The sequence below is a fragment of the Vibrio sp. McD22-P3 genome (assembly GCF_021568915.1).
GTDB lineage: Bacteria > Pseudomonadota > Gammaproteobacteria > Enterobacterales > Vibrionaceae > Vibrio > Vibrio mediterranei.
Genome location: NZ_JAKGTN010000022.1, coordinates 17,055 through 31,577, shown reverse-complemented (window position 1 = coordinate 31,577; position 14,523 = coordinate 17,055). Strand labels below are relative to the sequence as shown.

Below are 14,523 nucleotides of genomic sequence, written 5' to 3'. Positions count from 1 at the left end.
TACTAACTCAACTCTTTCTGATTCTCGAGATGTGTTTTCTGTAACTACTTCAGTAGCCTCACTAAGATCCTCTGGAGAAAACACGTAATGTTTATTGACCGTCATAAGATAAGCCCACATTTAGATTGGTAAACGTAATTTATAAACTCATTATTTATCTAATGTCTCTAATCGTCATCAGCCCAAACTATCAAATTTAGGGCGTAGGGTAATAGGCGTATATTAATTGGCGTTTTTCCCACTCAATCTATATAAAACTGATTCATCGCAATTTACTGACAATGAGTTTACGTATGATGAGTACCAATATTCATAAGAACGTAAGGTGAAAAAATGACAAGTCTTATCGACCGGTTTCTCAATTATGTCACGTTTGACACGCAATCAGACCCGTCACAAGGTTGTTGTCCAAGTTCAAAAGGTCAAACGACATTCGCTGCGTTTCTCAGAGACGAACTTCTATCACTAGGTCTGCATGAAGTTGTTCTAGATGACAACGGATATGTAATGGCAACACTTCGTTCCAATGTTGACTACAACGTTCCAGCCATCGGTTTTGTTGCACATATGGACACAGCCCCTGATGCTTCAGGAGCTAACGTAAAACCTCAACTAGTAGAAAATTATCAAGGTGGTGATATTGCTTTGGGTAAGGGCGAGGAAGTCTTGTCTCCGATACAGTATCCAGATCTTCATGAGTTACATGGGCATGACATCATAACCACCGATGGCACGACGCTATTAGGTGCAGATAATAAAGCAGGTATTGCAGAGATCATTTCTGCAGTAGAGCATCTGATCGAAAATGCAGATATCCCTCACGGCGACATCAAAATTGCCTTCACCCCAGATGAAGAGATAGGACGTGGCGCAGACCTGTTTAATGTTGAGAGGTTTGGGGCACAGTGGGCCTACACGATAGATGGTGGACCTGTCGGAGAGCTTGAGTACGAGAACTTTAATGCAGCCGCCGCAATGGTGACGTTTCATGGTAACAATGTTCACCCTGGCACTGCGAAAGGCAAGATGGTGAACTCCATGACTTTCGCATCGCGATTCCAAGCAGAAATGCCTTCAGAAGAGACGCCTGAAATGACAGAAGGCTATGAAGGCTTCTTCCACCTGACAACTGCAGAAATGTCAGTACCGAAATCTACGCTACATTATATTTTGCGAGACTTTGAGCAAGAAGGTCTGGAGAGACGAAAAGCTTACCTGGAGGATAAGGTCGCGACATTTAACCAAGGTAGCAAACAGAAACTCGTCACTTTAACGATCACTGATAACTACTCTAATATGAAGGAAATGGTTGAACCACATCCACATATTATCGATATTGCTAAACAAGCGATGATAGCTTGCGATGTTAAGCCAAACATCAAACCGATTCGTGGTGGTACGGATGGAGCACGATTATCGTTTATGGGCCTACCATGTCCAAACATCTTCACTGGTGGTTATAATTTCCACGGTATTCATGAATTTATTACCGTTCAAGGAATGGAATTAGCAGTAAACGTGATTGTGCAAATTGCGAAAGACACTGCAATTCGTTATCGTTAGGGAAAACAAAGTTATGCAGTAGGCGACCATGGAAGATTTTCAAAAAGTAATAGCGTTCTTATTAGAAAACAAACTGTTATTAAGCTTTCTGGTCGTCTTTGTTATCTTAGTCATTCGCCGAGTGACCCTTTCTGGTATCCGAGGGGATGTCGCTTTCTTATCTGAAGATCAGCGTAAATGGATGTCGCGAACTAAAAATGGTTCTTTTGCTATTATCGTTATCACGTTGTTTTTGGTTTGGAAGTCTGAAATCAGTGAGTTTGCACTGTCGGTTACGGCTATTGCCGTCGCTATTGTCGTTGCCTCCAAAGAAATAATCCTGTGCTTTACTGGTTCTATCCAAAGAGCGAGCTCTCGTTCATTTAGAATCGGAGATTGGATTGAGGTTGGCAAAACGAGTGGTGAGGTAATAGAGCACAACTTAATGGCGACTGTTATTCAAGAGATAGACTTGTATCACGGCCAATATCACTTCACTGGCAAAACGATCACTTTGCCAAACAGCATGTTCTTCACTTACGCGGTAAAAAACCTAAACTTCATGAAAAGGTATGTCTACCATAGCTTTTCTATTATTGTTCCTGGGTTTGACAACTTATTCCCTTTATTACCTGAACTTACGAGTAAAATTGAACACCATAGTGAGAGCTTTATCGATGTTGCGCGGCGCTATAACAGTGTTATAGAGAAACATGCCGGCGTCGATCTCCCTGGTTCAGAGCCACATATCCACATTTCTAGTGGCGCTACTGGGGAACAAATTCTACATGTAATGATATTTTGCCCTACAGAATTAGCGACACATCTAGAGCAAGAAATTCGCGCTGATTTTATGAATATCTACCACCATGCATTTCCAAGAGATATAGAAAAAACTACGTAAAAACAGTTCGTTATATTTTGAAACACTTTCAATATAACTATTAATACTTCTCGGACATTCAGCTGACTTGTAATTTGCTAGTCTGCCAAAGCTTGTTCCAATTAGAAGATAAAATGGTGTTTCAATGCCTAAAAAACTACTCGTTGCTAGCCTAGTCTCTGCTGTTCTTTTAGCAGGGTGCGGTGAAACAACTAATACCCAACAAAACGCGCCAGCGCCTCTAGTACAAACCCAAGCGGTGGAGGTGGTTCCTCATCAACAAAGTAAAATTTACATCGGACGCATGGATGCGGTAGAAGACACGGCTATTACAGCTCAAGTCTCAGGCTACTTACTGGAACGTCATTTCCAAGAAGGGCAAATTGTAGAAAAAGGACAGTTGCTCTATACCATCGAGCCATCAACGTTTGAAGCTCAAGTAGCGAGCGCAAAAGCTATGGTTTCAGAAGCTCGCTCCTCGTTAAAGAAAGCAGAACTGGACTTCGAGCGTGGTAAGAACCTAGTTAAATCAAACAATATTTCTCAGGCCGAATTTGATGCGTTAACTGCTTCACTAATGAGCGCTCGCGCGCAATTAGAAGCTGGAATTGCACAAGAGAAAGTTGCTGAAGTAAACCTATCGCATACTACGATCAGAGCACCATTCACGGGTCGAATCTCTGACAGTAAAGTGAGTACGGGTGACTTGTTATCTCCGTCTTCAGGTGTGCTTACTACTCTAGTGAGTATGGACCCTATCTATGCCTCATTCAGCATATCAGAGCGAGAACGACTTGCCTTAGGCATGGACCAAATCGAAGGTGATGGTTCTGATGAGTCCAATGGCGTAGCAGTCAACGTTATCCTAGAAGATGGTCGTGTCTATGAGCAACAAGGGAAAATCGACTTTTTAGGCAACCGAATTAATCTTAATACTGGCACATTAGCGATGCGTGCCGTGGTTGAAAACCCAAGTCAAAGGCTGTTACCAGGTCAACATGTTCGCGTTGAGCTTATGGAAAAAGAGGCGAGCGACGTAGTTACTGTGCCAAGACGGGCAGTACAAACTGACCTAGAAGGTGACTTTGTCATGATCGTTTCTGAAGGAAATGTGGCGGAGCGCCGCAATGTTGCGCTAGGACCTCAGGTGGAAACGGGTGTTGTGATTCGCTCTGGTCTTAAAACTACTGATGTTGTTATCACTCAAGGTCTACAACGTGTAAGAAATGGAATCCCTGTACGTATTCAAGAGCCTAAGTCACAAGAACAGGGTGCCTAATACATGTTAAGTCGTTTCTTTATTCAAAGACCAAAGTTCGCTTTGGTTATTTCGATAATACTCACACTCGCCGGTGCTATTTCTTTGATGGTTCTACCGGTTGCTGAGTATCCTAAAATCAGTCCGCCATCGGTAAGTGTTACCGCTTATTATACAGGTGCAAGTGCGGAAGTCGTTGAAGAAGCTGTCGCAGACCCAATAGAGACGTCGGTGAATGGTGTAGAGAACATGATTTACATGTCCTCAAAGAGTGCTAACGATGGTTCATATAACCTAAACGTAACCTTTGACATCGGTACTGATCCGGACATGGCTCAGGTTAACGTTCAAAACCGCGTATCGCAGATAGAATCAAAACTTCCGCAAGAAGTTCGTATGGTCGGCGTAACAGTTAAAAAACGCTCGCCTGATCTGTTGATGGTTCTAAACTTCTATTCTCCAGATGGTCGTTACGATGACCAGTTCTTGATTAACTACATTAATCTCAACGTTAAAGATCAGCTGGCTCGTGTTAAAGGCATTAGTGAAGTTAACGTTATTGGTGGCGGTGAATACGCGATGCGCGTATGGTTAGACCCCGATAAGCTAGCGAATCTAAAAATGACTACCAGCGATGTCTATGCCGCGCTAGCAGAACAGAATGTTCAAGTTGCTGCGGGTAGGGTCGGTGCTGCGCCTTATGCTGATCCACAAGAGGTACAATTTAACTTAGTAACTAAAGGTCGTCTTGAGTCAGTCAGCGAGTTTGAAAACGTCGTTCTTCGAGCAAACTCTGATGGTTCAACGGTCTACTTAAAAGATGTTGCTCGTGTTGAATTGGGTAAGAAGTTCTATGACGGTAGTGGTCAATTCCGTGGTGAGGACGCATCAATCGTTGCGCTAAACCTACAATCTGATGCTAATGCATTAGAAAGTGGACAGGCAGTGATGGATTTACTTGAGCGTCTAAGTGTCAATTTCCCTGAGGGAATGGCATATGAAACCAGTTATGACACGACGGTGTTCGTTGCAGAATCGATCAAGGGCGTAGTTAAAACACTGGTGGAAGCTATTTTACTGGTAATCGCAGTAACGTATCTGTTTCTAGGTAGTGCGCGAGCAACATTAATTCCGGTTGTTGCTATCCCGGTATCTCTAATTGGTACGTTTGCCGTGATGAACATGACCGGCTTTACGATTAATACAGTAACCTTATTCGGGATCATTCTTGCAATTGGTATCGTAGTGGATGACGCCATCTTGGTTATCGAGAATGTGGATACCATCATGAAACGCAATCCTCATATCTCGCCAAGAAAAGCAACCTTGATGGCGATGAAAGAGGTAACAGGGCCGATTATTACCTCGACGCTGGTTCTATTGGCTGTATTCATTCCTGTGACGTTGCTCCCGGGGATCACTGGAATCATGTACCGCCAGTTTGCGCTGACTATCTGTATCTCGGTAATCATCTCGTCGATAAACGCGTTAACACTATCACCAGCACTCTGTTCATTAGTATTGAAACAGGGCGGTGGAAACACAGCTCGTTGGTTCCAAACGTTTAACGGACTGTTAGAACGTATCACGATGCGATATGGCCAAGTTGCAGGATTTTTGGTTAAAAAAGCCTTGCTGCTAATGACATTCTTTATTATCGCGGTAGGCGCAGTAACTTTCCTTTCGAAAAATACGTCAACAGCGTTTGTTCCTCAAGAAGATAAAGGCATTCTACTGGTAAACGTCCAACTTCCTGATTCAGCCTCGTTATCTCGTACTACTGAAACCACTGAAAAATTGGTGAATCTAGTGCAGCAGGAACCGGGAATCGACGGAATCACGGTCGCTAACGGATATGCGTTTATGACCGGAGCCGCGGCTTCCAATGGTGCTTCACTGTTTATCAAACTGAAAGACTGGAGTGAGCGAAACGGATTTGAAGGTGATCATTCTGCAAACGCGATTGCAGCACGAGTTAATGGAATGGCGGCTCAGCAGATTCCAGGAGCAGTTGTGTTTGCAATGGGGCCGCCAGCGGTTCCGGGTATGGGTGCAGCTTCGGGTTTCGAGTTTGTTCTAGAAGATACCTTAGGACGAAGCCGAACTGACCTTGCTCTAGTAATGCAAGATGTGATTCAGACGGCTAATCAACAACCGGAAATAGCCTATACGTTCAGCACTTTTCGAGCAAATGTTCCACATTACTATGTCGATATCGACCGTGAGAAAGCTCAACAGTTAGGGATCCCTCTCTCATCGATATTTCAAACGCTACAGGGTAACTTAGGTTCATTGTACGTGAATGACTTCACGATGTTTGGTAAGAACTTCCGTGTGACGGTACAAGCTGATGCCCAGTATCGAAGTGGAATGGAAGATTTACAATTGTTCCACGTGCGCTCTTCAAACGGTGAGATGATTCCATTAAGCACATTGGTTTCTTACGAACAAGTGTTTGAACCAGACGTCGCGTGGCGATACAACATGTACCGAAGTGCTGTTATCCAAGGACAACCAGCTCCTGGTTATTCGAGTGGTGATGCGATTGCTGCGATGGAAAGGGTAGCTGCTGAGGTACTCCCAATGGGTTACCAGTATGAATGGACAGGAATGGCCTACCAAGAAGTACTAGCGGGTAACCAAGCGATTTACGCGTTTGCGTTAGCGTTAATATTTATTTATCTGTTCATGGTGGCTCAATATGAGAGTTGGACTATTCCTTTAGCCATCATACTCGTTGTTCCGGTCGCGACATTGGGGTCGTTTATAGCTCTGAATCTGACTGGTACGCCTCTTAACCTCTATGCGCAAATAGGTCTCGTCTTGCTCATAGCGTTGGCGGCGAAGAATGCGATATTGATAGTAGAATTCGCCAAACTAGAGCGTGAAGATAAAGATGTGGCTATCGATGATGCAGCTGTTAGAGGAGGGATGCTGAGATTCCGAGCGGTGAATATGACGTCTTGGTCGTTTATCTTAGGTATATTCCCTTTGATTTTTGCATCTGGTGCCGGTCACGTAAGTCAAAATTCGTTAGGTATTTCATTAGTTGGTGGATTGTTATGTGTGTTGCTAGCCGGTACGTTCTTGATTCCGGGCTTTTACGCCATGATTCAACATCGACGTGAGAAAATACGTGGTGGAAGTACTAAGTTAGTACCTCTAGAAGACGACGAATAATCTAAAAAAAAGCTAAATTCTAATCTAAAGCCCCTCTATATAGAGGGGCTTTTTTATAAAATGTAATGTTCTGTCTCATGGATTCTGACAAATCCATACAGTAGGATCTAAAAAAGAGACTAGGGCTGTATTTTGTACGGCGTTCAATTAACGCGGACTAAGATGGTGGTATAAGTTATTGTATTATAGAGTTAATTTGTATAAATATAGTTATATGTACCAACAGGCGTGCTAGGAATAATCTGACGCACCTGTAAACAGGTCTGATTGTAGTATTATGTAAATTTATGTATTGTTGCGATCAATATAGAGAAGAGTTGGACTCAATCATGGTAAATCAAAAATTGTTAATTGTAGAAGATGACACGAAGCTCAACGTGATGTTAGGCGATTACTTTAAAGCTCAGGGTTTTGAGGTAAAGACAGTTTTCGAAGGCAATGAAGCAGCTGAGCTAATTACCGAGTTCAATCCTGACATTACAATTTTAGACCTTATGCTTCCAGGCCAAGACGGATTATCTATATGTAGAGAGGTTCGCGATAGTTATCAGGGAAAAATATTAATGCTGACGGCCAGTGATGACGATTTTGACCATGTTGCTGCCCTAGAAACAGGGGCTGATGATTTTGTATCTAAACCGATTAAGCCTCGTGTATTACTAGCTCGTGTCCGTAATTTATTGAGACGTCCTACTGACGACCACGTACAAATAGACGGAAATTCTATGTCCTTTGGCAGTTTAGTTATCTGCCAAAAAAGCAGAAGCTGTAAGTATGACAATGTTGATGTCGCACTAACTGATAGTGAGTTTGACCTATTGTGGTTACTTGGAAAATCAGCCGGGGAGGTTCTTTCAAGAGACTACCTTACTCGCCAATTACGCGGTATAGACTATGATGGTATAGATCGTACTATCGACAACCGAATAGTGACATTACGTAAAAAGCTTTCTGATGACGCGACAAATCCTAAAGGTATTATCACTGTGCGTGGAAAAGGCTATCTATTCGTTGCCGATGGTTGGAAACACTAAGGTAGCTTATCGTGTGGCGTATATTTGTAGAGTCTCTAGTAGGTTTGATCTTACTATTCGCAGCCAGTATCTATGGTTATGAATACCTAATTTACGGAAAGACGGACCCTGATTTAGTTGACGCCAACCTTCGTGTGGAAGCGTTTCGCGACATCATGAATCATGTGTCGACCAATGAAAGTGATGAGCAAGCCATTGAACTTATGGAGCTTTTCGCAAATAAAACACACCGTCTGCTAGAGCAGTATCCGCAAGATAAGCTTCCAGAGCCAATTAGTGAGTATTTTAAAGAAAACCAAGATACGCATTTTTTGTTAAATGATGACAGTCATTTATGGTTGAAGTTTGATAATAACCCTAATTACTTCGAGCTCTCTGATGACCCAGACTCAGAACTGATTAAAGCTATTGAGTTTGGGAATCAAGTGGTGTGGCTGTTTTTCTTAGCAAGCTTTGTTGCATTCAGCTTTGTACTCATTTGGTTCTTGAGCCGTCGTCTCCGAGTTTTGGAGAAAACAGCAATGGAATTTGCCAGTGGTAATTTTGCAGCGAGAGCCTCAGAACGTCATTGGGTGAGGTTAGGTAAGTTGAATCGGACCTTTAACAGAATGGCGACCAAGATTGCTGATCTTATGATCAGCAATAAAGCGTTAACTAATGCTGTTGCTCATGAGTTGCGAACGCCAATATTTAGGATTCAATGGCAAAGCGAAATACTGTTAGAGCAAATACAAGACCCAGAAGCGAAAAAGCAGCTAACCAGCATCATCGAAGATACTGAAGACATGGAAAAGTTAGTTGATGAGTTGCTCTATTATGCTCGAGTAGAACGACCAGATGCTGCAATTAACCTAGAGAGTGTAAACCTAGTAGAGTGGCTTAAGGAGAATCATGCTAAGTGGGAACATCACATAGGGCAAAAGTTTCTTCTGCAAACCTATCAGACTGAGCTACCAGCACAGATAGATGGTTTTCTTCTATGCAGAGCACTAGTGAACTTGATTGGTAATGCCAAACGTTATGCAAAAGATGCCATTGTTGTAAAAGTGGTTCCTGATTCTGATCATATCGCGATCGAAGTTCATGATGATGGCATCGGTATAGAGCCAGAACACTGGAGTATGCTGTTTGAGCCGTTTTATCGTGTAGATAAAGCGAGGGACAGGGCGTCTGGCGGTTATGGGCTCGGTCTTGCTATCGTAAAACACATTATGCTTCGTCATGGTGGAAACGTGGAAGTCAGTCACAGTGAGTTGGGCGGAGCATGTTTTAGTTTGATTCTACCAATAAGAAAGGAGCCGTAAGGCTCCTTTCTTATTAATGGTTATTGAAGGTCAGTGCACAAAGGTGCGACTTCGATAAGTAACACGGGAACCCACTTTTTTATATTCTACTTTACCTTGGTCTTGTAACTTTCTCATAATCACGCTAAACACCCAGCTTTTGGGCGTGTCGTTTGAGCATCCAATGGGATTACAATGGTGCTTTAACCCAAGCTGCTTCTGAATTGTCACGGAAGAAACCCAGCCATCGGAAGTTGAACGTCCGCATTCGTGAAGGTAGGCATGAACTTCTTTAGCGACCCCTTGTAGAAGATCTTCAATTCTATCTTTTCGCTGTGGAGCTTTCATTTTCGTCTCCTTTATTATTGTTCTAGACATTGTTTGTCTGACGTATCGTTGAGTGGATTAAAAGTGCGGCCAGCCATCCATGAGCAGACCGCGATAAGAGAAATTCAACCAATTGTAATATCAGCTAAGTTACAAAACGCAGAGCCGATAACGTGATCATGGAATGCTGAAACACACATGACCAACAACGCGAGTAATTACAGTTAAATCAACTGTGGTTGACTCTCATAAACCCTTTTACCCGTTTTTATTTTTGTCGGGGAGTAGTGGTATTTATAACTAAACTGATATCAAAATTCATAAAACCCCCATTTTTTGGCGGTTATTGCTAAGAATATGGCAATTAAGGCTAAGTGATCTGAACGAGAAGTTTTTCGCAGGAATCTGAAGCGCTGATGATATACTTTGCTAAAAGGAAATTATCGATAACAAATTGAACCGCATGAAATTTATCCATACCTCTGATTGGCATTTAGGGAGACAGTTTCACAATGTCTCTTTGCTTGAAGATCAAAAGCAAGTCTTGAACCAAATCACTCGATACGTTACTGAAAATCATATTGATGCGCTAATCATTGCTGGTGACATCTATGATCGTTCAGTACCACCAACCGCAGCTATTGAAGTGCTCGACGGTTTTTTGAATCATATAGTTCAAGATTTGAACGTGCCGGTAATTATGATTTCTGGTAACCACGACGGGGCAAAGAGGTTGGGGTTCGGGTCAAAGCAATTCGATAAAGCAGGCCTGCACATCATTAGTTCACTTGAACAACTCTGTACTCCGGTCGAGATTGTGTCCGCTCAGGATAGCGTAGTCCATTTTTATGGTATGCCTTATAGCGACCCTGAAACGGTAAGGCACCATTATGATATTCAAATCAATAATCATGATGACGCACATGCTTACCTTGCCTCCCAGATCGGTAATGTCTTATATAAAGATGTACATAATGTAGTTATTAGCCATTGTTTTATTGATGGTGCTGAGACTTGTGAATCAGAGAGAACATTATCAATAGGGGGAGCCGATCGTGTCAGCTATGAACATTTTAAGTCGTTTGATTACGTCGCGTTAGGGCACCTTCATCAAGCTCAAAAACGAGGACTAGAAACCATTCGCTATTCCGGCTCGATCATGAAGTATTCATTTTCAGAACAGCATCATAGAAAAAGTGTGACGTTAGTGGAAATTTGTGATGAGAGTGGCGAGATAACCACAAGAGCTTTGCCTTTAAACGCTCCGCACGATATGCGAGTGCTTGAAGGAGAGTTAGAGAACTTACTTGAACTAGGTCGAAGCGATGCAAATTTTGATGATTATCTATTGGTAAGACTGACGGATAAGCACGCGATTCTCGATCCAATGGCGAAGTTAAGAGAGGTCTACCCAAACGTACTTCATTTAGAAAAGCCTGGAATGTTGGTCGGTGTGGATAAAGAAATATCACAAGCCCGTTTAGGTCGTTCTGAAGTGGATATGTTCAGGGACTTTTTCCTGGAAGTCCAAGGTGACGAAATGACAGACAATCAAAAGGACATGTTATCAGAAGTTGTGATGTCGTTGAAAAAGCAGTCTGAGGAGTAATCAATAGTGAAACCTTTAAAACTGACTCTGCAGGCGTTTGGTCCATTCTCTGGTAAAGAGAGTATTGATTTTTCTCAGCTAGGTGATTGTCCGCTTTTTCTTATCAATGGCCCCACGGGGTCTGGAAAAAGCTCAATACTGGATGCGATTTGCTACGCGCTTTATGGCGAGACCACTGGAAGCGAGCGTACTGGCGATCAAATGCGTTGTGATTATGCTGATAGTAAAACGCTGACCACCTTGGTATTTGAGTTTGAACTGTCGGGTGAGAAGTATGAGGTTACTCGTAGTCCCGATCAGGAAGTTCCAAAACAGCGTGGAGAAGGTACAACAAAACGAAGCCATAGTGCTACATTACTTAAGCTTAGCGACAACACGCTTATTGCTAATAAACCTAAACAAGTAGGTGTCGCGATACAAGAACTGCTAGGACTTGACGTTAAGCAGTTTCGACAAGTGATGGTGATTCCTCAAGGAAAGTTTAGAGAGTTGCTAACCGCAAGTTCTAAAGAGAGGGAATCTATCTTTGGTCAGTTATTTCAAACACAAGTCTATGCGGCGATAGAACGTACTCTTTTTGATAAAGCAGCAGGTATTCGCAAAGCGAAAGAGGAATTTGATAACCAAATTAAAGGCGCATTAGATGTAGCTTCTCTTGAATCTTTACAGCAGCTCAATGACTCTTTAGATGTGTTATCTCCCAATGTTGAGCGCGCAAAGCAAGAATTACAGGTCGTTGAAAAGAGAAAAAACCAAGCTCAGCAAATATATGATCAAGCGCAGTCACTAGAAAAGAGATTCCAAGCTAAGAGCAACGTAGAAGCTGAGGCGAAAACGCTAAACGACAAACGCGGAGAAATTGCACTAAACAAGCAAATTATGACGAGTCACAAGCAGGCAATAAAGATTAAACCTACTTTTGATGAAACCATAAAGCTTGAACAAAACATGTCAACTTTATCGGAACGTATTGATATTGGACGTGGAAAAATACAACAAGCGGAGACGGAACGAGATGCGTCTATTACTGCTTTGGAACAACAAAAACTGGTTCATAAAAGGAGTGAAGCGCTCAATGAAGAAAGCTACTCCTTAAAGCAGTTAGAAAAAACTCTGAACCAACTTGATGATAAAAGGCGAGAAGCTCAACATGCTGACAGTCAATTCAACACATATGTAGAGCAGCATAAACAAGTATCCGATGAAGTCGAACGACTTCAGGCGCAGACTCTAACGTTTGAAAAATCTTTGAGTGACGCAAGGAAAGAGAAGCAGAAACTTGGTGAAGTGACAATGTCACTCAGTGAGCGGCGGAAACAATGGCAAGGTATTGAAACACTTAAAACAATAGCCGCGAATATTGTAGCGTTGCAGAAACAGCTAAATGACACTCAATCTACGGTTAAAAACTTGTCGGATTCGGCTCAAGCCGCTACTCGCAAGCGTACAGAATGTGAAATAGCCTGGCATTCTAGTCAAGCCTCGATACTGGCCGCGACTCTTGAAGAAGGTACCGCTTGTCCAGTTTGTGGTAGTGTTGAACACCCTAAACTAGCGGCACCATCACAGGAAACCGTTAGCTTACAACAATTGAATGACTTTAGAGCCAATGAAACGAGCGTAAATGCAGAGCTAAACCAGCAGCAACAAGAGCTAGTAAGGCTAAATAGTGTTCTAGACAGTGCCGTATTACAGCGAAGCGACCTTATAAATTCATTAGAGTTGGATGAGGCGAAGTTAGATCAATCTGCTATTGAAACGCAAAATCAAATAACGATGCTTGAAAACAAAATCAGTGAGCTCAACAAGATTGATTTAAGCGCCATGGAATCGCGCCTTAACAAACACGTTAGCGAAACATCAGCTAAGCAAGAGTTATTAAACACGTTAACGAATTCAGTTAATAAAGCGGCAATTTCAAAAGAGCAACTGCGAGCAGTGGTTGTACAGTTGGAATCGAACAACAAGACTGGATATGCTAATGCCCAATTAGTCCTTCAGCGTCAAGCCTCAATCTCTGATGAACTAACGCAGCTTTCTCAGGCGCTTGAAGCAGCACAGCGCTATGCTAATCAGACAGCAGAAACCTTGGTTAAATATCAGTCTCATTTGGACACATTAACTAAGCAATTGAAGGATTTATCAAACGAACATGCGTCTTCAGTAGAGAGGTGGAAGACACTACTGTTGAGTAGTCATTTTTCTGACGAGGAAGCTTTCTTGTCCTCGATAGTAGACGAGCCACGTATCGCTGCACTTGAGCTTGAGCTTGAGACGTTTGTTCGAGATGAGGTTAGAGTAAGCGAGCAGCTGAAGCTGTTGACTGAAGAGTTGAAAGGTGTAGAGCACCCGAACGTCCAGGAACTGCTTGTTGCCAAAAATGAAACTGATGCATCGTATCAACATATGTTAGGTCAGTTCCAACAACAGCAATCTAAACTGGATAGCCTAAATAATGTATTAACTCGAGTGAACTCGTTGGTGTCGCAAAATGCAGAGCTTGATAAGCGATATCAAGTGGTTGGGACATTAAGTGACGTGGCTAATGGTAAAACGGGTAATAAAATTAGTCTTCATCGTTTTGTATTAGGCGTATTGCTTGACGACGTACTCATCCAAGCATCACAAAGATTGAGATTGATGAGTAAAGGTCGATATGACCTAAAACGAAAAGAAACACGAAGTAAAGGTAATGCAGGGTCTGGCTTGGATTTGATAGTAGAGGATGCATATACAGGAAAATGGCGTGATGTGGCGACGCTCTCGGGTGGTGAGTCATTTATGGCAGCGCTTTCCTTAGCACTAGGGTTGTCAGATGTTGTTCAATCCTATAGTGGCGGCATTCGATTGGATACGCTGTTTATCGATGAAGGATTTGGTAGTTTAGATCCGGAGTCACTCGACCTTGCAGTTCAGACTCTAGTTGAACTTCAACAAAGCGGACGAACAATTGGGATTATTTCCCATGTCTCAGAATTAAAAGAACAAATGCCACTTCGTCTAGATGTCCATGCATCGCGAGTTGGTAGTACAGTAAGTTTGGTTAATTAAGGGTATTTTATGCTAGACCAAATCACGTTTTTCGAAAGGTTTGAAGCTGACATTTTGTCAGGTAAGAAAACAATTACGATTCGCGACAAAACAGAAATTGATTTTGAACTAGGACGAGTTGTTCCTGTTGCGACGTTTGAAACTGGTAGAAAGTTTGGAGATTTAAACATTGTTTCTATTGAGGCGATCCAGTACGACGACATTAATGAGGCTCACGCTTATCAAGAGAACATGACTTTGCCTCAGCTAAAAGAGGTCATCCGTGACATCTATCCTAGTGAGAACGAATTGTACGTAATCACGTTTGAGCTAGCATAATCGCTTGTAAGGAAGGTCTGTTCCTAAAACACCGGTTG

9 protein-coding genes and 2 pseudogenes are annotated in these 14,523 nt (G+C 42.5%); 10 read left to right on the top strand and 1 reads right to left on the bottom strand.

Going from position 1 to position 14,523, the window contains the following annotated elements:
- The first annotated feature begins 333 nt into the window (after positions 1-333).
- The 6 genes from pepT to L2W36_RS27455 all read left to right on the top strand — a co-directional run bounded on the left by pepT (position 334) and on the right by L2W36_RS27455 (position 9,201).
- Positions 334-1,563: a peptidase T gene (gene pepT, locus L2W36_RS21795; RefSeq protein ID WP_236111616.1), complete on the top strand. Its 1,230-nt coding sequence runs from the start codon at positions 334-336 to the stop codon at positions 1,561-1,563.
- A 28-nt stretch (positions 1,564-1,591) separates the two neighbouring features.
- The gene (locus tag L2W36_RS21790; protein WP_236111615.1) at positions 1,592-2,446 is read left to right on the top strand and encodes a mechanosensitive ion channel family protein; all 855 of its coding nucleotides are present in this window, start codon (positions 1,592-1,594) and stop codon (positions 2,444-2,446) included.
- A 124-nt stretch (positions 2,447-2,570) separates the two neighbouring features.
- Positions 2,571-3,704 (top strand): efflux RND transporter periplasmic adaptor subunit, encoded by a 1,134-nt coding sequence (locus L2W36_RS21785; RefSeq protein WP_006073611.1) that lies wholly within the window; start codon positions 2,571-2,573, stop codon positions 3,702-3,704.
- A 3-nt stretch (positions 3,705-3,707) separates the two neighbouring features.
- The gene (locus L2W36_RS21780) at positions 3,708-6,863 is read left to right on the top strand and encodes an efflux RND transporter permease subunit (protein WP_006073612.1); all 3,156 of its coding nucleotides are present in this window, start codon (positions 3,708-3,710) and stop codon (positions 6,861-6,863) included.
- A gap of 326 nt (positions 6,864-7,189) precedes the next feature.
- Positions 7,190-7,897: a response regulator transcription factor gene (locus L2W36_RS21775; RefSeq protein WP_038222812.1), complete on the top strand. Its 708-nt coding sequence runs from the start codon at positions 7,190-7,192 to the stop codon at positions 7,895-7,897.
- 11 nt (positions 7,898-7,908) lie between these two features.
- Entirely contained in the window at positions 7,909-9,201 is a 1,293-nt protein-coding gene (locus tag L2W36_RS27455; protein ID WP_006073615.1) for an ATP-binding protein, read from the top strand.
- A 30-nt stretch (positions 9,202-9,231) separates the two neighbouring features.
- On the opposite strand, the gene L2W36_RS21765 is transcribed toward L2W36_RS27455, so the two are convergent.
- Positions 9,232-9,528, bottom strand: a complete 297-nt coding sequence (locus L2W36_RS21765; protein WP_006073617.1) for a hypothetical protein — start codon at positions 9,526-9,528, stop codon at positions 9,232-9,234.
- Between the two features lie 442 nt (positions 9,529-9,970).
- Between L2W36_RS21765 and L2W36_RS21760 the strand changes: the two genes are divergently transcribed.
- From L2W36_RS21760 to yqfB, 4 genes and pseudogenes are all read left to right on the top strand, one after another.
- Positions 9,971-11,116 (top strand): exonuclease SbcCD subunit D, encoded by a 1,146-nt coding sequence (locus tag L2W36_RS21760; protein WP_236111614.1) that lies wholly within the window; start codon positions 9,971-9,973, stop codon positions 11,114-11,116.
- A gap of 6 nt (positions 11,117-11,122) precedes the next feature.
- Positions 11,123-11,857 (top strand): annotated as a pseudogene (locus tag L2W36_RS27555) (AAA family ATPase); the annotation flags it as partial.
- 711 nt (positions 11,858-12,568) lie between these two features.
- Positions 12,569-14,167: pseudogene (locus L2W36_RS27550) on the top strand (SbcC/MukB-like Walker B domain-containing protein); the annotation flags it as partial.
- A gap of 9 nt (positions 14,168-14,176) precedes the next feature.
- The gene (gene yqfB / locus L2W36_RS21750; RefSeq protein WP_031494371.1) at positions 14,177-14,485 is read left to right on the top strand and encodes a N(4)-acetylcytidine aminohydrolase; all 309 of its coding nucleotides are present in this window, start codon (positions 14,177-14,179) and stop codon (positions 14,483-14,485) included.
- Positions 14,486-14,523: the final 38 nt, after the last annotated feature.